Annotated in this window: 19 protein-coding genes and 1 other RNA gene; 11 read left to right on the top strand and 9 right to left on the bottom strand. The window is 50.2% G+C overall.

The features are described from left to right. Positions 1–14: 14 nt before the first annotated feature. Positions 15–199, bottom strand: a non-coding RNA gene (gene ssrS / locus A7983_RS10665) — 6S RNA. A 74-nt stretch (positions 200–273) separates the two neighbouring features. Beyond that, positions 274–603: a cell division protein ZapA gene (gene zapA, locus A7983_RS10660; RefSeq protein WP_005971092.1), complete on the bottom strand. Its 330-nt coding sequence runs from the start codon at positions 601–603 to the stop codon at positions 274–276. Positions 604–795: 192 nt separating this feature from the next. Here zapA and A7983_RS10655 point away from each other — a divergent pair, with 192 nt between their 5' ends. The 8 genes from A7983_RS10655 (at position 796) to A7983_RS10625 (ending at position 7,150) form a co-directional block, all read left to right on the top strand. Continuing rightward, positions 796–1,383 (top strand): YecA/YgfB family protein, encoded by a 588-nt coding sequence (locus tag A7983_RS10655; RefSeq protein ID WP_005971094.1) that lies wholly within the window; start codon positions 796–798, stop codon positions 1,381–1,383. 61 nt (positions 1,384–1,444) lie between these two features. Continuing rightward, on the top strand, positions 1,445–2,770 hold the full coding sequence (gene pepP / locus A7983_RS10650; protein WP_005971096.1) for a Xaa-Pro aminopeptidase: 1,326 nt from the start codon (positions 1,445–1,447) through the stop codon (positions 2,768–2,770). A 25-nt stretch (positions 2,771–2,795) separates the two neighbouring features. Then, positions 2,796–3,974, top strand: a complete 1,179-nt coding sequence (ubiH, locus tag A7983_RS10645; protein ID WP_005971098.1) for a 2-octaprenyl-6-methoxyphenyl hydroxylase — start codon at positions 2,796–2,798, stop codon at positions 3,972–3,974. Between the two features lie 28 nt (positions 3,975–4,002). Then, positions 4,003–5,214: an FAD-dependent 2-octaprenylphenol hydroxylase gene (gene ubiI, locus A7983_RS10640; protein WP_005971100.1), complete on the top strand. Its 1,212-nt coding sequence runs from the start codon at positions 4,003–4,005 to the stop codon at positions 5,212–5,214. A gap of 362 nt (positions 5,215–5,576) precedes the next feature. Beyond that, positions 5,577–5,873, top strand: coding sequence for a DUF2645 family protein (locus tag A7983_RS23390; protein WP_005971102.1), 297 nt, complete (start codon positions 5,577–5,579; stop codon positions 5,871–5,873). 163 nt (positions 5,874–6,036) lie between these two features. After that, a complete protein-coding gene (locus tag A7983_RS10635) occupies positions 6,037–6,471 on the top strand; it encodes a hypothetical protein (protein ID WP_005971104.1) in 435 nt (144 codons plus the stop codon). Positions 6,472–6,524: 53 nt separating this feature from the next. Continuing rightward, positions 6,525–6,833, top strand: a complete 309-nt coding sequence (locus A7983_RS10630) for a DUF2645 family protein (RefSeq protein ID WP_005971106.1) — start codon at positions 6,525–6,527, stop codon at positions 6,831–6,833. Between the two features lie 14 nt (positions 6,834–6,847). Next, entirely contained in the window at positions 6,848–7,150 is a 303-nt protein-coding gene (locus A7983_RS10625) for a DUF2645 family protein (RefSeq protein ID WP_005971108.1), read from the top strand. 126 nt (positions 7,151–7,276) lie between these two features. Here the strand turns inward: A7983_RS10625 and A7983_RS10620 are convergent, their stop codons facing one another. From A7983_RS10620 to A7983_RS10595, 6 genes are all read right to left on the bottom strand, one after another. Next, positions 7,277–8,680, bottom strand: coding sequence for an APC family permease (locus A7983_RS10620; RefSeq protein WP_005971110.1), 1,404 nt, complete (start codon positions 8,678–8,680; stop codon positions 7,277–7,279). A gap of 84 nt (positions 8,681–8,764) precedes the next feature. Next, positions 8,765–9,919 (bottom strand): iron-containing alcohol dehydrogenase, encoded by a 1,155-nt coding sequence (locus tag A7983_RS10615; protein ID WP_005971112.1) that lies wholly within the window; start codon positions 9,917–9,919, stop codon positions 8,765–8,767. 10 nt (positions 9,920–9,929) lie between these two features. Then, positions 9,930–11,300 (bottom strand): aspartate aminotransferase family protein, encoded by a 1,371-nt coding sequence (locus A7983_RS10610; RefSeq protein ID WP_005971113.1) that lies wholly within the window; start codon positions 11,298–11,300, stop codon positions 9,930–9,932. 198 nt (positions 11,301–11,498) lie between these two features. Then, positions 11,499–12,323, bottom strand: coding sequence for a helix-turn-helix domain-containing protein (locus A7983_RS10605; protein ID WP_005971115.1), 825 nt, complete (start codon positions 12,321–12,323; stop codon positions 11,499–11,501). A gap of 87 nt (positions 12,324–12,410) precedes the next feature. Beyond that, entirely contained in the window at positions 12,411–13,448 is a 1,038-nt protein-coding gene (locus tag A7983_RS10600) for an NADP-dependent oxidoreductase (protein WP_005971118.1), read from the bottom strand. Positions 13,449–13,542: 94 nt separating this feature from the next. After that, positions 13,543–14,049, bottom strand: coding sequence for a TIGR00645 family protein (locus A7983_RS10595; protein ID WP_005971121.1), 507 nt, complete (start codon positions 14,047–14,049; stop codon positions 13,543–13,545). A gap of 327 nt (positions 14,050–14,376) precedes the next feature. On the opposite strand from A7983_RS10595, the gene rhaT reads away from it, so the two are divergent. The 3 genes from rhaT (at position 14,377) to A7983_RS10575 (ending at position 16,678) form a co-directional block, all read left to right on the top strand. Further along, positions 14,377–15,411 (top strand): L-rhamnose/proton symporter RhaT, encoded by a 1,035-nt coding sequence (gene rhaT / locus A7983_RS10585; RefSeq protein WP_005971123.1) that lies wholly within the window; start codon positions 14,377–14,379, stop codon positions 15,409–15,411. A gap of 298 nt (positions 15,412–15,709) precedes the next feature. After that, positions 15,710–16,099, top strand: coding sequence for an Imm10 family immunity protein (locus A7983_RS10580; RefSeq protein ID WP_005971125.1), 390 nt, complete (start codon positions 15,710–15,712; stop codon positions 16,097–16,099). A 114-nt stretch (positions 16,100–16,213) separates the two neighbouring features. Continuing rightward, positions 16,214–16,678, top strand: a complete 465-nt coding sequence (locus tag A7983_RS10575) for a DUF4265 domain-containing protein (RefSeq protein ID WP_005971127.1) — start codon at positions 16,214–16,216, stop codon at positions 16,676–16,678. Positions 16,679–16,973: 295 nt separating this feature from the next. Here A7983_RS10575 and A7983_RS10570 read toward each other — a convergent pair whose 3' ends face one another. Then, positions 16,974–17,588, bottom strand: coding sequence for a YagU family protein (locus A7983_RS10570; RefSeq protein WP_005971129.1), 615 nt, complete (start codon positions 17,586–17,588; stop codon positions 16,974–16,976). Positions 17,589–17,991 lie beyond the last annotated feature (403 nt).

The following is a 17,991-nucleotide window of genomic DNA, read 5'->3' as shown; positions in this document are numbered from 1 at the left end:
GTGATAAAAGAAAGGGAATCTCCGAGATGCCGCCGCAGGCTGTAACCCTTGAACCCTTGGTTCAAGGTGAACATAACGTCGCAGTCTTAAGGCTTCTCGGACGAACCGAGCGTGCTCACCAACCGCAGAGCATTACATTCTGTTTGGTATGAAATATCGGCTCAGGGGACTGGCCCGCTGACGAACATCTCAGAGAAATTTTATTCGTTACTCGCGATAAACCTTAGCACGTCTTATCGCGTAAAAACACCGTACTTTTGTCAAAATACGACGTTATTCAAATTGTGTACCCTGACGCTCCGTGATCTTGCCCTGTTCCAGCAACGCCTGCTCGATGGTCTGCTGCAACATACGAATACGCTGTTCCATATTCGACGCATAATCACGCGTTTTGCCCCGTTCCTGCGCCAGTTCATGACACACATTCAGCGCGGCAATAAACACCAGTTGCTCGGTGTTGGTGACTCTAGTGCGAACTTTCAGATCTTGCAACCGCTGGTTAAGATCTTCCGCTGCCTGATTCAACGCTTCCTGTTGTTCTGGCGGACAATTCACTCTTAACGAACGGCCAAAAATTTGAATATCTACTGGTTGTGCAGACATACCACCTTCCTGCCTTTTTTCGTTCTTGCGCCAGCGTGTCGCATAGCATGAGCATTACCCGTTACATCGGGTTCGTTAAAGCGGGCGCAACTATATATAGCCGAGATCTAAGATACAAGCCCTTTCTGGAATCCAAAGGGAGCTTGGTGGTAGCATAGCACGAACCAATCCAGCCAACGATGACGAATCCGCATGTCTATAGAGAATACGTTTCCCGCCTATGAAGGCCTCAACCAACTGCTTCACCAACAGCAAGTCGCGCTGACTGCGGCAGAAATGCACGGCTTGATCAGCGGAATGCTGTGTGGTGGAAACCATGACGACAGTTGGAGAACGCTGGTTTTTGAACTGACTAATGAAGGTATGGCGTTTACTCAAACGCTGTCGCAACCGCTTCAGGATCTGTATCAGGCTACGCGTGAAGCGCTGGAAGATGATGGTTTTCTGTTTCAGCTTTTCCTGCCTGATGACTCGCAGGACGAAGTGAGCGTCTTCGATCGCGCCGATGCGCTGGCAGGTTGGGTCAACCACTTCCTGCTTGGCCTGGGCGTCGTTCAGCCAAAGTTGAACAAGGCTAAGGGCGAGTTGAAAGAAGCCATCGACGATTTACGCAACATCGCACAGCTTGGCTACGACGAAGATGAAGATCAGGAAGAATTGGAACAATCACTGGAAGAAGTGATTGAGTATGTTCGCGTTTCTGCCATTTTGTGCCATACCGAATTTACCAGCCAGCACGTTGTGACGGCACCCGAACAGCAAAAACCAACATTGCACTAATACCGAATTACGCAAGGCGGAAGGGAAAAGCAACCGCACGGACTACTTTCAGGAGCAGGTGATGAATCCACAAGAATTTCTTCGTCGTCGTCAGGGTCTGTTGGAAAAAATGGCACCGGGCAGCGCGGCGATTATTTTTGCCGCGCCGGAAGCGCAGCGCAATGCCGACAGTGACTATCCTTATCGTCAAAATAGCGATTTTTGGTATTTCACAGGATTCAACGAACCAGAAGCCGTTCTACTGCTGGTAAAAAGCGATGCCAAACATCATCACAGCGTCATCTTCAACCGCGTGCGCGACCTGACCGCTGAAATCTGGTTTGGCCGTCGTCTTGGTCAGGAAGCGGCACCCGCCAAACTCGGCGTTGACCGCGCCCTGCCGTTTGGCGAAATCAGCGCACAACTGCATTTGTTATTGAATGGATTGGACGTCGTGTACCACGCGCAGGGGCAGTACGATTACGCCGACAAACTGGTCTTCACCGCGCTGGATACCTTGCGCAACGGCACCCGGCAGGGGTTTGTCGCCCCCGCGACGCTGACCGACTGGCGCCCGTGGGTACATGAGATGCGTCTGTTCAAATCGCCTGAAGAAATCAGCGTAATGCGTCGCGCCTGCGAAATTACCGCGCAGGCCCATACGCGTGCCATGCAGAAGTGTCGTCCCGGCATGTATGAATACCAGCTTGAAGGCGAGATTCACCACGAATTTACTCGGCACGGCGCGCGCTACCCGTCTTACAACACCATTGTTGGCAGCGGTGACAATGCCTGTATCCTGCATTACACCGAAAACGAAACACAAATGCGCGACGGCGATCTGGTGCTAATTGACGCGGGCTGTGAATACAAAAGTTATGCCGGCGATATTACCCGTACCTTCCCCGTCAACGGTAAGTTTACCGCGCCACAGCGGGCCATTTATGACATCGTACTGCGCTCACAACTGAGGGCACTGGAGCTGTTCGGGCCGGGTCGCAGCATCCGCGACGTAAACGAAGAGGTGGTGCGCATCATGGTTAACGGGCTCATCAAACTCGGCGTGATGAAGGGTGAAGTAGAAGAGCTGATTGCCGAACAGGCACATCGTCAGTTCTTTATGCACGGCCTCAGCCACTGGCTAGGTCTGGACGTGCACGACGTCGGCAACTACGGCACAACCGACCGAGGCCGTCCGCTTGAACCCGGAATGGTACTGACTATCGAGCCAGGTCTTTACATCGCGCCCGATGCCAAAGTGCCACAGCAGTACCGGGGAATTGGCGTGCGTATCGAAGACAACATCGTCATCACCGAAAACGGTAATGAAAACCTGACGGCTAGCGTGGTCAAAGACGCCGATGCCATCGAAGCGCTGATGGCACAGCAGCATGACAAACACTCATAAATAGCTTTTTCAACAGGACTAAAACATGGCGGTCATGATTGTCGGTGGCGGAATGGCAGGCGCGACGCTAGCGCTGGCGATATCGCGGCTCTCGCAAGGTACGATCCCGGTCGAGCTGGTTGAAGCCTATTCCCCGCTCGATAGGGAACATCCAGGTTTTGACGCCCGCGCGATTGCGCTGTCCGATGGCACACGCCAGCAGTTGGCGGCGCTGGGCATCTGGCAAGCCTTGTCGAGCCATGCGACTGCGATTACCGACATTCATGTCAGCGAACGCGGCCATGCCAGCGCGGTGAATCTGCACGCGTCGGACTACCACGTTCAGGCATTGGGCCATGTGGTTGAACTGCACGACATCGGGCAACGCCTGTTTTCTCTGCTGCAACAAGCCCCCGGCGTGCGCCTGCACTGTCCCGCCAAAGTGGTTGCCGTCAAACGGTCGCAAGAGAACGCGACGCTAACGCTAGACAATGGCACGGAGCTAACGGGTCAACTACTGGTTGCTGCCGATGGATCACACTCTATGCTGTCGCAATCCTGCGGGATTCACTGGCAGCAGCATGAGTATGATCAGGTCGCGGTCATTGCCAACGTGACCACCACCGAACCCCATCGTGGGCGGGCATTTGAGCGATTTACCCCACACGGCCCGCTGGCGCTCTTACCGATGAATAACGGTCGCTGTTCGCTCGTCTGGTGTCATGATAAACATCGCCAAGCTGAGATCGATGGGTGGAGCGAAACCGAATTTCGCCAGCAGTTACAGCAGGATTTTGGCTGGCGTCTGGGGCAGTTCACCCATATCGGCGAACGCCACAGCTACCCGCTGCGCTTGCTTACTGCCAACCAACACATCAGTCATCGGCTGGCGCTGGTAGGCAATGCGGCACAAACGCTGCACCCCATTGCCGGACAAGGCTTTAATCTGGGGATTCGCGATGTCATGTCGCTAGCGGAAACGCTCGTCGATGCTGCGAAAAACCAGCAGGATATCGGCCAGTACAGTGTACTCAGCCGTTATCAGCAACGCCGCGAGCCCGACCAACATGCCACCGTGGCGATTACCGATGGTCTGGTCAGACTGTTCGCTAACCGCTATACCGCACTGGCCGTCGGCCGCAATCTGGGCCTGATCGCTATGAATAACCTGCCGCTGATGCGCGATGCGTTTGCCCGTCGCACGCTGGGTTGGGTAAAACGTTAATTAAGCTCGCCAACAGGAAAATACGGAAATGCAATCATTCGACGTGGTTATTGCCGGTGGCGGTATGGTCGGTTTGGCGCTGGCCTGCGGCCTACAGGGTAGTGGCCTGCGCATCGCCGTGCTGGAAAAGCAGACGGCAGAACCCCAACCGCTCGGGAAGAACCATGCCCTGCGCGTCTCCGCCATTAATGCCGCCAGTGAGTGTCTCCTGCGCCATATCGGCGTTTGGGAAAACCTCGTGGCACAGCGCGTCAGCCCTTACAACGACATGCAGGTCTGGGACAAAGACAGCTTCGGCAAAATCAGCTTTAGCGGTGAAGAATTCGGTTTTTCTCATCTTGGCCATATCATTGAAAACCCCGTGATTCAGCAGGTGCTGTGGCAACGGGCTTCCCAGTTAAGCGACATCACCCTGCTCTCCCCCGCATCATTAAAACAGGTCGCCTGGGGGGAGAATGAAGCCTTTATTACGTTGCAGGATGACAGCATGTTGACCGCCCGACTGGTAGTTGGCGCAGACGGTGCCCATTCATGGCTGCGTCAACATGCGGATATTCCGCTGACTTTTTGGGACTACGGACACCACGCGCTGGTCGCCAATATTCGTACTGAACATCCGCATCAGTCCGTCGCGCGTCAGGCGTTCCACGGTGATGGCATTCTGGCATTCCTGCCGCTCGACGATCCGCACCTCTGCTCGATTGTCTGGTCGCTTTCACCCGAGCAGGCACAGGCGATGCAGAGTTTGCCCGTGGAGGAATTCAACCGTCAGGTGGCGATGGCGTTTGATATGCGATTGGGGCTATGTGAACTGGAAAGCGAGCGCCAGACTTTCCCGCTGATAGGGCGCTACGCGCGCAGCTTCGCCGCACATCGGCTAGTGCTGGTCGGCGATGCGGCGCACACCATTCACCCGCTGGCAGGCCAAGGCGTCAATCTGGGCTTCATGGATGTCGCTGAACTGATTGCAGAACTGAAGCGTTTACAGGCTCAGGGCAAAGATATCGGTCAGCATCTTTATCTGCGGCGCTATGAACGCCGCCGCAAACACAGCGCCGCCGTGATGCTCGCCAGCATGCAAGGGTTCCGTGAATTGTTTGACGGCGACAATCCGGCGAAAAAGCTGCTGCGTGACGTCGGACTGGTGCTCGCGGACAAACTGCCCGGCATTAAACCGACGCTGGTCCGTCAGGCGATGGGATTACACGATCTGCCAGACTGGCTCAGTGCCGGAAAATAATAAAATTGGAATAGGTCATCAATCTCGCCGCCTAAGCGGCGAGTTATCAATAACGATATTTTTAATTAAATCAGTAATTTTAACCACTGACCTCGGTATTTAATCTACTAATACTTTTATACCGTCACCAGAGAAAACATCAATCGGCATTGATGCCGTGCAAATTAGGGTGGTTGTCGAAATTTTTGAAAAGAATTCCAGCGAATTAAGAAATGCAGAAAAAAGTGCGAAAGAAGAGAGGGACTGGACGTCATACGGCAGATCGATGCTAAATCATCGAGAAGGAATAACAAAACGTCTTTATGACGTTACCACCCCATCCTAAAAATGACGGCAGTAATTAAAATCACGAGAATGCTTACATGCCAAGCTATAGCAAAACCACTTACAACATTACATTTTATCTTTACTCATTTCTCTGCGCTATGATCATATTGATCACATCAATAAGAGATTACGAAGGGATGGTCGATGGGGTAGAAATAAGAAATCTCTGTGAGATACCAGAAGGAGATTCTGATGGGTTCTTTGCATTTATCATTATCCCATTATCTATCCCATTCTTCTTTTTAAAAAGGAGCATAGCCAGAACAATGACTTATATTATTATTCTATTTTATTATTTATGGAGTTTTTTTATTCGATTTAATTTTTGCTAATAATTAAAAAATCACTTAGCCATTAGGCTTGATTCATTTAATCATGATGAGCCCAATTGGCAATGGTGTCGTCATTATTTATTTCCCCACAGGGATGGAGTGAGAATATTTTACGTGGTAAGATCAGGAGATGAAAAACCATATACATTTGGAGTACCACGTTGTGTTAAAATTCAAATACAGCGACTTCATAAAAGCAATATTTTTGCTATTTCTCTCAATTGGCATATTTATTATTTCCGCAGGCTTATTCTACGAAGAAAGCTACTACTACAAAAAAAATGATTATTTTACCTATCATATTTTAACCCTCGATGAAGTAAAGGACATACCTGTTATTTCTGACAATTATGAAATTTATTATTACTCACAAGATGGCACGCAGAGATTAACTAATGGCGTAGTTTTTTATAATCCCATACCTGAGCGTAAAGCTGAATTAGTAAAATATATAGAGACACTTGGATTTAAAAAAATAAAAAGCTTCCCATGGAGTTACGGAAATATAAGTGAAGCATGGATAAAAGAACATGATGAGGTTAATCTAATACAAGATGATAAAGAAAAAACAATTGACATCTCATTTATTAAAGGATGATTTCCTTCACTAAAATCATCACAACCCACAGATTAAATGAGGTGCTCGATATAATGTTAAGAAAAAACAGTTTTATTTATAATATATATTTTTATACATATGCTTCCTTATGCATTTTTTTAATCAATGCTTTTTCTACCATCGAATATGAATGGATGATAGATGGCGACTCAATTGAAGACCTCTGTGAAGTGCCAAAGGCTGATGCCGATGGTTTCTTCAGCATTATCATTGTTCCTTTATCTATTCCTTTTCTTCTGGTCAAACGAACGCCGCCAAGAATCATTACTTATCTTGCTATCCTTATATATCATTCATACCGTTTCTATACACGAATTAGCCTCTGTCAAATCGCTTATTAATAAGGAGACATAATATGTTGAAAAAAAACTATACCTACAATATCTACTTTTATGCTTATTCCCTATTGTGTGTTTTTTTAATTGATGCGTTCTCCTCAACAAAACCTGGATGGATGTTTGGCAACACTTCGCTTGAGACGTTCTGCGAAACGCCAAGAAATGGTGCTGATGCTTTTTTAAATTTCATCATTATTCCTTTATCCATCCCTTTTATTTTGGTTAAACGGACTCCACCAAAAATCATTACTTACCTTGCTATTTTACTGTATTACTCAGGTAGCTTTTATACGCGAATTAGCATCTGTCCGTACAAGTAAAATACCATAAAAACGTAGATACATTATTTCTTAAGTTCTGCCCATGACATCACTAACAAGAGCAATCCACCAATAAAACCGGGTCCATCTCATCATCACCAGCCCGGTTGATTATGGTAGAAGAATCTACAGCATATTTTCCTGCGGCGATGGAATGCGGATACGACTAGCGGACAGATAGCCCAATACGGCAATACCGAACACGCCCCAGGGCAGCAGCGAAACGATCTGGGATGATGAACCGCTCAGAACATCAACGTTTCTGACGACCATAATCAGCGCCGAGAGCATCGCTACCGTCGAGATAATCGGTGCCCACAGACGGCTCCATGCCGGGACCGGATGCTGCGTTTCACGTTGGAAGAAGCGAATAACGGCCAGCGACACACCGACCTGAAGCAGCAGGATCGCCATCGTCGCGATCGCCGATCCTAACGCGAAGATCTGCATCATCGGATCGAGATCCGCCACCACCATCATACACAGTACGCCCAACACAACGATCGTCTGCACGATGCTTGCCACGTAGGGCGTGCCTTTATTTTTACTCACCTGCGCCAATTTGGGGGACAGCACACCATCTCTCCCAATGCTAAACAGATAACGTGAGATGTTATTGTGAAACGCCTGAGCCGCTGCAAACAGGCTGGTGATCAACAGCAGCGATATCATCTGCTCAGACCATTTCCCCACCAGCGCGTTCGATACGTTAAAAATAAAGCGTCCAGGATCGTTAATCGCCTGCTGCCGAACCTGATCCACCCCGTAGGCTTGCACCATCATCCAACTGGTGAAGGCAAAGAACAGCATAATTAATATCACCGCGGCCAGCGTCGCACGGGGAATGGTTTTCTCAGGGTTGCGGCACTCTTCACCGTAGATCGCCGTGGATTCAAACCCGATAAAAGCAGCGATACTAAAAATTAGCGCAATGCCAAGGCTGCCCTGATTAATCACGCTTGGCGAAAACGCCTCTAACGTGAGCGAGGGAGTGTCGTGGGACAGCAGCACCGCAATATCCACCACCAGCATGATGCCCACTTCCATCAACATCAGTACGCCGAGCACCCGCCCGCCGACCTCCACACTCTCAATCCCCAATAAGCACATCAGCAACAACATCGCTACGCTATAGAGCCACCACGGCAGATCGATACCAAGGTGCTCCTGTAGATACATGCTGCTGAAGAAACCAAACATCGCGACCACCGCGATCTGAATAGCGAAATAGGCCAGCAGCGCGACGGATAAAGCACTAAACCCCGCACGACGCCCCAATCCCAGCGTGATGTAACTGTAAAATGCGCCAGCATTGGTCACATAGCGGCTCATGGCGATGTAGCCAAAAGAGAAAATCAGCAGTATGCCGCCCGCCATCAGGTACACAGCAGGAATACCTGCCCCGTTGCCTGCGGAGATCGCCACCGGCAAACCGCCGACCACGCCGGTGAGCGGCGAAGCAGCGGCAACAACAAAGAAGACCAACGACCACAGCCCCAGGCTGTTCTTTTTCAATTGATGCGTATTCATCTTGCCCCCGGATACACAAAACGAACCCAATAGCGTAATGTCGCGCAATCGGGTCGATGGTAAATCCCTTGCCGCCGCGCCACCTTACAGGCAGGTGCGATACAGCGCTTCAATGTCCTGACGTGAGGCCCAGCGCGGGTTCTGTTCCAAGCTCACGCCCATCGTCTGCACGCAGTTGTCCGCCAGCCAGGGAATATCTTGCTCACGCACGCCGAGATCGCGCAGCGTAAACGTCAGCCCGATATTTTCCAAAAAACGCTGTACCAAATAGACGCTGTGCCTCGCCCGCTCGGTGTCATTAAGATGCGTTACGCTATCGCTCATCGCACAGGTAACGGCAGCGAAACCCGCGACATTTTCAGCACAGGAAAAACGCATTAATTCGGGATATAACGCCGCCAGCCCTTCGCCGTGCGTGATGTTGTACAGCCCGCTCAGCGGGTGCTCCATCGCATGTGGCAGGCCGCAGGCCGACATCCCGATAGCCATGCCGCCGAGCGTGTTCGCCCAGCACACCCGATCCCAGGCATCCAGATCGGTCACATCCCGACAGACGCGTGGTAAAAATGTAGTCAACAGCCGAATGGCGCGTTCGGTCATGATTTCCGTCATCGGATTGCAGAATTTACCCACCCGCGCCTCAATGTTATGGCTGAGTGCGTCAAACCCCGTTGCCGCCACCATACGTGGTGACTGCGTAACCATCAGCGTCGGATCGACAATGGCTGTCCGGGCGTACAGTGCCGGTGAGAAAAATGCCGGTTTATCGTGGGTTTCAGGATTGGTGAAAACAGCAACGCAGTTGCCCTCGCTCCCCGTTCCTGCCGTCGTGGTCACCAGCACCAGCGGTAACGTCGTGGCAGGTGCCGCTGGTTGAGACAGGTAGTCCAGCAGTTTCCCCGCATTACATGCCATAAACGCGATGCCTTTAGCGGCATCCATCACGCTGCCGCCCCCTACGCCAAGCACCACATCACACTGCTGTTCACGCGCTAGCGTTGCACCGTCATCTATCGTTGTGGTAAGCGGATTCGCTTCAATGCTGTCGAATAGCACCCAGCGCACACCGTTCTGCGTTAATAGGTCGGTCAGACGCGTCAGCAACCCCGTTTGGCGACAGCTAGTTTTCCCCGTCACCAACAGCACGCGGTTCCCCAGCAGCGCCACCTCTTCGCCAACTCGGCCAACCTCACCTCTGCCGACACACAGTTTTACCGGTTGTGAATACGTAAATGTCATCGTCGCCACCTCATGCCGTCATGACAGAGGTATTGGCCTGCTCAGCCTGTTCAACCACGCTGTTCAGTGCCGCTTCAAACGCGTTCAGCGCATAGTCGAGTTCTTCTTCGCTAATCGTCAGCGCCGGTAGGAAGCGGAATACCGCCAGATTATTGATGGTGAAATTCACCTGAATCCGCCATTTCTCTACCAGCAGACCCGCTATCGCCATAGAGTAGTATTCGCCCATACTGGCTTGCAGAGCCTCCGGCAAACGGCCAAACTCAATACCAATCATCAGCCCTTTGCCGCGTACTTCTTTGATCACTTGCGGGTGGCGAGCCTGAATTTCATATAATCGCTGCATCATTAACGCGCCTTTACGCTCCGCCATGCCGCAAAGATCGTGTTCGATGATGAACTGTAAGGAACCCAGTGCGGCCGCCGCACTCAGGGTATTTTCCTGATAGGTAGCCGTGTGGTGATAGCAGGTTTCGATGGTGCCATAAGCGGCTTCATACAAGGTTTCTGTACAGAGATAGCCGCCGAATGGCACCAGCCCACCAGATAAGCCTTTAGCGAAGACGATACAGTCCGGTACGACGTCATCGTGTTCACAGCACCAGAATTTGCCCGTACGCGCCGCGCCACACTGAATCTCATCCAGCACCAGCAGGGTGTCATAGCGATCGCACAGCTCGCGTGCGGCTTTCAGATAACCCGCTGGCGGCACGATAATGCCGCCTTCGCCCTGGATCGGTTCCACCACAAACGCCTTATATTTTCCTGTCGCCAGCGCACTTTCCAGCGCCGTAACCGATCCATAAGTCACATGATCGATATTGTCTAACGTCGGCTGCTGCCCTGCACGCCATTTATCCTTGCCACCGAGTGATACCGCGCCAGACGTCTTACCGTGGAACGCGCCCAGCGTCGCCAGCAGGTGAGTCTTGTGGGCTTTATGTCGAGTGCCGAGCTTGACCAGTTTGATCATTCCCTCGATCGCCTCTGCACCTCCAGTCGCCGTACCCATTTTGGTCAGTTTTCCCTGTGGCGAGAGCAGCGCCATGTTATGCGCCAGCGCTGCCGCCACGTTGTGATAGGAAATCGCGCCCATCATGAAGAGGCGGTTATCGAAACACTTCTGCAAACAGGACCACACGAACTCATTGTTGTTGCCGACCGTCACCACCCCGACCGCACCAATCATGTCCAGATGCTTTTCACCTTTGTCATCAATGAAGGTGCTACCTTCTGCTCGAACAAAGTATTTGGCATGACCGTCCAGAGAGCGCATGCGGTTCAGGTGGGTTAATTGCAGCGCGCGGGTGGTCTCGCCATCCAGTGCGATCGCGTCATCAATGGTGTAAAAACCCGGTACGATGTCTTTTGCCTGTGCCATAAAAAACCTCACAACGTTCACAAGAGAAATGTGCGATAGCGCACGGTGTGAAACGTTTATAGCAAGGGGTAAGGCGGGGAAAATAGAATAAATCGGCACATGCTACGGTGCAGTAATAGCCTCTTTTTGGTGCAGATTGCCCCAAAAAAAGCGGCATAGGATAGGAGGTATCTTCGCGCTGGCGTCATCACAGCGGATTCAGCACTGGCGGATACGATACTGATAGCGCACAGCCTGTAACCGTGCCAGATAGTGCTGCGGCGAACAGGAGGTAAATGCTTTGAATTCACGGAAGAAATGCGATTGATCGGCGTATTCAAGGCGCTGAGCCAGCGTGGTTAGGTTGTCGATATTGCCCTGATTGAGCAACGCAAGCGCCCGCTGAAAACGAATCGTGCGGCAGAACGTTTTGGGCGACATACCGCAGTTATCATGAAATAAACGGTGAATATAACGAGCAGAATAGAGCGTTTTTCGCTCCAGTTCATCGACTCTGATTTTACCGTCGTGGGCCATAATCAGATCGATGATTTGCAGCAATAGCGGCGGTGCCGAGCGGTTCGTCCAGTAGGAAAAGTAGTGCAGAAACAAGCTGACCTGTTCGTTAAAATCATGGCTGTTCACCAGCCGTCTCAGCAAGCGCGGGGTATCAGGTGCAACCTCATCAAAAGGGATCTCCTGCCCCGCCAGCTCCCCCGGCGACAGGTCGAGAAACGCGGGCATAATCCCCGGCATAAAGCGCACGCCAAAATAGCGCTCTCCCGGCATCAGGCGGGTAATCTGCGCCGATGCGGTACTGCCGCAAACGCGCCCACTTGGTGCATCAGGACAGCAGTGCAACAACAGATCGACGCTGCCATCCGGCACAGCCAGCGTCATCGATTCGGCGCGATCGACCGTAAAACTGTAAAAATGGGCAATCGGCGACTGGCTGACGTTTTTCTTCAGGTAATCTTCCGCCGCGTTGATGACAAACCACGGCTGCAATGGCCGCACGCGAAATGACGCAGAATCAGGATGCATTGACCTTCTCCCCCGCAACAATGACGCAGGGGATCAGGCAATTTTTACGCCAACTCGTTTTCCGTCAACGCCAGTGCGCATTTGTTGCTATGCATCCGGCCCGACTCTGACCACTAATTTGCCAAAGTTGCGACCGTGTAGCAGGCCGATAAAGGCCTCTGGGGCGTTTTCCAGACCGTCGACAATTTCTTCCCGATACTTGATCTTGCCTTGCGCAACCCACGGCGACACCGCTTTCCAGAATTCGTCAAAGCGATGGCCATAATCATCAAAGATAATGAAGCCCTGCATGCGAATGCGTTTTTTCAGGATAGTCCCTGCCAGCAGTGATAAGCGGTCAGGTCCATCAGGCAGCCCTGTCGCATTGTAGCCAGAGACTAATCCGCACACCGGAATACGCGCCGAGGCGTTCAGCAGCGGCAGCACCGCGTCAAAAACTTTCCCGCCGACGTTTTCAAAATAGATATCGATGCCCTGTGGGCAAGCCTGTTTCAGTTGTTCGGCAAAATCATCCGCTCGGTGGTCGAGACACACATCAAACCCTAGCACCTCAACCACGTAGCGACACTTCTCCTCCCCACCCGCTACGCCAACGACCCGGCAGCCTTTCAGTTTCCCGACCTGGCCGACCGTCGCGCCTACCGGCCCGGTCGCAGCGGCAACCACCAGCGTTTCGCCCGCTTTCGGCTGGCCGATATCCGTCAGCCCCATATACGCCGTAAAGCCCGGCATACCGAGAACACCCAGCGCATAAGAAGGATTGGTGGGCGACTGCCCCAGATTGGTTAATCCTTTACCATCGGAAAGCACATAATCCTGCCAACCGCTGTAGGACAATACCCAGTCACCAACCTGATAATCTGGATGCGTTGATTCAGCCACACGACTGATGGTGCCACCGACCATCACGTCATTCAGCTCGACGGGTTTAGCATAAGAGGGCGCGTCGCTCATACGGCCACGCATGTAAGGATCGAGGGAAAGAAATACGGTACGCAACAACACCTGCCCTGTTTCTACTAACGGGACAGCCTGCTGTTCCAGACGAAAATTATCTTGTGTCGGTGCGCCGTGCGGGCGTTGGGCCAGAACCACACGGCGGTTAATACGATCGGTTTGCGGCATAATATCCTCCATTAGACAAAGCGCGTTGATAAAATCACTTCGTTAACAATAGGATCTGTTCTTTCTTCTGGCTACGCAAACCGTGCGGCGTTGATTATGCTGTTTTGCTTTTTTCGTAACGCGACATACGATCCAGATACCCCATGACAAGCGCAGAAAGCACAAACGTCAAATGGATAATCACATACCACATCAGCTTGTTGTCTGGGATATTACGCGCATCCATAAACACGCGCAGCAGATGGATAGACGAGATAGCGACAATCGAGGCAGCCACTTTGTTTTTCAGCGAGCCAGAGTCCATTTTACCCAGCCAGCTCAGCTTTTCTCGGCCTTCAGTGATATCCAATGCCGACACAAAATTTTCGTAACCGGACAACATCACCATCACCAGCAACCCGCCGACCAGCGTCATGTCGATCAGCGATAGCAGAACCAATACCAGATCCGCTTCCGCAATATCTAAGATATTGGGCAGGACGTGGATCACCTCCTGAAAAAACTTGATCGCCAACGCCAGCAGCCCCAACGACAGCCCGAGATAAACAGGGGCAAGTAGCCAGCGCGATGAGTACATCAGATTCTCAATAAAACGTTCCATAACTCACTATATGCAGGTGAAAAAAGAGGGAAATAATAGCGAAAAATTCTGCCGCGGTGGTAATCAATTCTTGAGCAGAATACGCCATTTGCGGAATGGTCTGCCCTATCGCGCCTTCAGAGATGAATTCCGCGTTTTGTGATCCTGCCTACATCCACCTTCAAACCGATGCCGCTCTTTTCCCCCTGTTGGCACGCATCTGAAGGTGCGCATTTTTTCACCTTTTTACACTGTTTAGCGCCAATCAATCTGGCAACAATCATACACCGTACTCTACATACAGAGCCGACTACAGGCTCATCACAAAGTAAAAACAAGGGGTTACGCATGAGCAATCCTATCCTTCTTGGTATTTTCTGGCACTTCATCGGCGCGGCCAGTGCGGCCTGCTTCTATGCACCGTTTAAGCAGGTCAAAAATTGGTCGTGGGAAACCATGTGGTCACTCGGCGGATTTTTCTCGTGGATTATCCTGCCCTGGAGCATCAGTTGGTGGCTACTGCCTGATTTTTGGCGTTATTACGGTTCGTTCGATATCGCCACCCTGTTACCGATCTTCCTCTTCGGTGCCATGTGGGGGATCGGCAATATCAACTACGGGCTGACGATGCGCTATCTTGGCATGTCGATGGGCATCGGTATCGCTATTGGCGTGACACTGATTATCGGCACGCTGATGACGCCCGTCCTGCAAGGTAAATTCTCGGTTCTGTTTGGCTCAGCAGGTGGCCAAATGACGCTACTGGGCGTGCTGGTTGCGGTCATCGGCGTCGCAATTGTCAGCTACGCGGGCTTGTTGAAAGAACGTGCACTTGGTATTCGCGCCGAAGAATTCAACCTGAAAAAAGGGCTGATTCTGGCTGTCCTGTGCGGGATCTTCTCCGCTGGCATGTCCTTTGCGATGGATGCCGCCAAGCCGATGCATACCGCGGCACAGGCGCTGGGGATCAACGCACTGTATGTCGCCCTCCCCAGCTATGTGGTAATTATGGGGGGCGGTGCCATCGTCAATCTGGGTTTCTGTTTCATCCGTTTGGCTACGTGCAAGGGAATCTCATTGAAAGCCGATCTGGCGCAGGCTAAACCGTTGCTGATCGCCAATGCGCTCTTCGCCATTCTGGGTGGCGTCATGTGGTATTTGCAGTTTTTCTTCTATGCCTGGGGGCACGCCAACATCCCGGCAGACTACACCTATATCAGTTGGATGCTACACATGAGCTTCTACGTGCTGTGCGGTGGTATCGTCGGCTTGCTATTTAAAGAGTGGAAAGCCGTGGGGCAGAAGCCCGTGCGCATGCTGGTTCTGGGCTGCGTGGTGATTATTCTGGCGGCGAATATTGTGGGATTAGGCATGGCCGTGTAAGCGTTTCATCATCGCGTTCGGTGCCCCGGGCAATCATCGAACGCGATGTGTGAGTTTGATGAAATGACGAGAGCGTGTGTCGCGAGTAAAAGAAAGCTGTCACACGCCTTGTTCGATCGCCTTTCTCGCGATACAAGTCGCACAGTGCGAGTGGCAATTGCAGCTAACAGGAAAGCGCCCGTTGAAATTCTTGAGAGATTACGGGTGGATACCGGTGAAGGAGTAGTCAGGATTGACAGATATAACGTTTACGACAGATAAATTGTAAATTTTCACGGGTAAGACACAGGAGAAAGTCATGAGCGTTAAATTTTCGGCAGCCTACTATGATTCGTCGACTGACGAGGCTGTTTTGACGGTTGGATTTGCCGACAATGAAGATAACCCGCAGCATTTTCTGATTTTGCAACGGGCAGAAGAACCTGACGAACAAGATGAAGAACTGGGCCAAGATACTTATTATGTTGAGATCGGCAATCCGGGCATGGCTGGGTATGGCGGGATCGATGATGTTTTGGTCGCGACAAACAAAATCATTTTTACATGCTCAAACACCACAAACTGGTGCAAAACGATAAAAACGATTGAGATAGGACTCACGCCTGAGTTGGGAACTATTGACGAAATTGACGCCTCACTTCGGCAGATATTTACCGAGACACCAACAAACGTCTCTCGATCATTGTAGCGATTCGCCGTACAAAAAACAGCCAAATGGAAAACAAGATACGAAAGTATATTTTTAGGCTACCATCGGGACATCATTTTACGTTACTGACTCAAATATTGGTAATACCCGCCTATGTTAGTTCATATCTATGTAGCAAATAACGATGATGGTCCGGTGTTTGAACAACTCCCCGTCCGAGAAATCGAGAAAGATACTTACGAACTGCTGTCTTCTCCAGGCCTGGCACTAAATTTGGCACGCGGAGATATCTTCCGCATTAAAGACAAGCACGCACACCCAGAAGTGCTAAAAAGAGGCGGCAATTTTTGCATTCATATTTATGCCGATGAACTTCCCCCTGAAGATATCACCTGTTTAGAGAATGAGGTGCTAAGCCAACTGAATGGAACCTTAGACGGCATATTTGAGGGAAATTTGACATTGGCCGTTCCTGCAAGGAGTGGGATGGATAAGATTGCCGATATTTTCGACGCTTTTCGCGAAAAAGCGGGTATCGAATGGTACTTTTCGAATATTTATAAGAACATTGACGACGATGAAGACGAGACGCTTCTATATTGGTGGCTGGATAGCTAAGGTCACACAGGCACAGATTGACCACTCAATTAAAATACTGTGTTTCTCAATTTCGGAATGCATAAAAAACACAAACTGACGTAATACTTTATGCTCGTTCGATCGTCTTTTCTATGATGTACAGTGTAAGTGGCAATGGTTCGCGCGCTTTATAACCAAGAAAGTAAAAACGCCCTGAGAAAGTTTCAAGGCGTTCTGGAATAGCTTTCAATTTTTACTGCAAGATTATTTTTACTATGAAGCGGGAAATAATAAGCATCACAATAATTATATATCTCTAAAATAAAATCACGATTTATCGTGAAGCACCCAACGGAATCTCTGGGTCAGGTTCGTGAGTCATACGATTACGCAAATCACGACGAATAATCTCAATAGACCAGAACCAAATGAGATGACCCACGATTTCTGATACATGTTCATACCAAGGGAGAACAAATAGAGAAGGCGTCAGCCCCATCAATGGGAATGAAATCATATGGACAAATAGTTGAGCCAGCGCACCAGCCAGCAAACCTTGCCATAATTTTATTTTAGGAAATACTTCGGCGACAACGCAGTAACCTAAAGCGAAAACAATAGAGAAAATAATATGTGTCACGCCAACCCAATTGAATACGTGGCCGGCGAAGGTATAAACGGCCGCATTAGGATCAACGACCCCAAGCCAATCGCGTAAAAAAATGTAGGGAGGGTTGAGAAAATTACGAGAGCAATCAATTTGCTCGGCGGCTCTAATCAGTGATTCAGGTACGCAAGCACCACTAAATATATCCGTAGGGCTACGCGGAGGAAGCGGATTTTCTGCGCCCCACTTTACAAAAGAAGAAACAATACCCGCAATCAAACCAATAAAAGCAGCTAACCCATAACGTCTGCGGGACGGAGGGGTTTGTTCAAAAAAGTTCATTTTTTTACCAATCTAACCATTAAAGGTTATAGTCTTACATAAGTATCATGTACTGATAAAGAGGTTAATTGATATATTTAACAATCTCTCTAGGTTATTTTGTTATTAGGAATGCGATTTTAAATTTTATAAAATAACAAAAATAAATTAAGCGTTGAGTTTTTGTGAAACTTTTATTCAATAATTGAAAACCCAGATTCAATAACGTAGACGAAATGTATATTTACAGAGAGAGAAACGAATAATAACTCATCAATAACGCGTAAATAATAAATAGCCTAGTTATTTATTTGTGAAATAATAACAGTTCAGTAACTCACACTCTCACCTTTTCATCACACACAACTTAGTGACAAAGAACGCCCCTCCACGTAGCTAGCCAAACCACATCAGCGAAGCAAAA

Origin of the sequence: Pectobacterium wasabiae CFBP 3304 (assembly GCF_001742185.1) — a bacterium.
GTDB lineage: Bacteria > Pseudomonadota > Gammaproteobacteria > Enterobacterales > Enterobacteriaceae > Pectobacterium > Pectobacterium wasabiae.
Note: the sequence above shows the minus strand (reverse complement) of the source record. Positions and strands in the feature narration are given on the sequence as shown.

Coding starts and splice junctions, on each gene's coding strand:
- A7983_RS10625 (WP_005971108.1), top strand. CDS start 6,848: ATGTTGAAAAAAAACTATACCTACAATATCTACTTTTATGCTTATTCC.
- A7983_RS10630 (WP_005971106.1), top strand. CDS start 6,525: ATGTTAAGAAAAAACAGTTTTATTTATAATATATATTTTTATACATAT.
- A7983_RS10570 (WP_005971129.1), bottom strand. CDS start 17,588: ATGAACTTTTTTGAACAAACCCCTCCGTCCCGCAGACGTTATGGGTTA.
- A7983_RS10595 (WP_005971121.1), bottom strand. CDS start 14,049: ATGGAACGTTTTATTGAGAATCTGATGTACTCATCGCGCTGGCTACTT.
- A7983_RS23390 (WP_005971102.1), top strand. CDS start 5,577: ATGCCAAGCTATAGCAAAACCACTTACAACATTACATTTTATCTTTAC.
- A7983_RS10575 (WP_005971127.1), top strand. CDS start 16,214: ATGTTAGTTCATATCTATGTAGCAAATAACGATGATGGTCCGGTGTTT.
- ubiI (WP_005971100.1), top strand. CDS start 4,003: ATGCAATCATTCGACGTGGTTATTGCCGGTGGCGGTATGGTCGGTTTG.
- A7983_RS10600 (WP_005971118.1), bottom strand. CDS start 13,448: ATGCCGCAAACCGATCGTATTAACCGCCGTGTGGTTCTGGCCCAACGC.
- A7983_RS10615 (WP_005971112.1), bottom strand. CDS start 9,919: ATGACATTTACGTATTCACAACCGGTAAAACTGTGTGTCGGCAGAGGT.
- A7983_RS10605 (WP_005971115.1), bottom strand. CDS start 12,323: ATGCATCCTGATTCTGCGTCATTTCGCGTGCGGCCATTGCAGCCGTGG.
- zapA (WP_005971092.1), bottom strand. CDS start 603: ATGTCTGCACAACCAGTAGATATTCAAATTTTTGGCCGTTCGTTAAGA.
- A7983_RS10580 (WP_005971125.1), top strand. CDS start 15,710: ATGAGCGTTAAATTTTCGGCAGCCTACTATGATTCGTCGACTGACGAG.
- A7983_RS10620 (WP_005971110.1), bottom strand. CDS start 8,680: ATGAATACGCATCAATTGAAAAAGAACAGCCTGGGGCTGTGGTCGTTG.
- rhaT (WP_005971123.1), top strand. CDS start 14,377: ATGAGCAATCCTATCCTTCTTGGTATTTTCTGGCACTTCATCGGCGCG.
- pepP (WP_005971096.1), top strand. CDS start 1,445: ATGAATCCACAAGAATTTCTTCGTCGTCGTCAGGGTCTGTTGGAAAAA.
- ubiH (WP_005971098.1), top strand. CDS start 2,796: ATGGCGGTCATGATTGTCGGTGGCGGAATGGCAGGCGCGACGCTAGCG.
- A7983_RS10655 (WP_005971094.1), top strand. CDS start 796: ATGTCTATAGAGAATACGTTTCCCGCCTATGAAGGCCTCAACCAACTG.
- A7983_RS10610 (WP_005971113.1), bottom strand. CDS start 11,300: ATGGCACAGGCAAAAGACATCGTACCGGGTTTTTACACCATTGATGAC.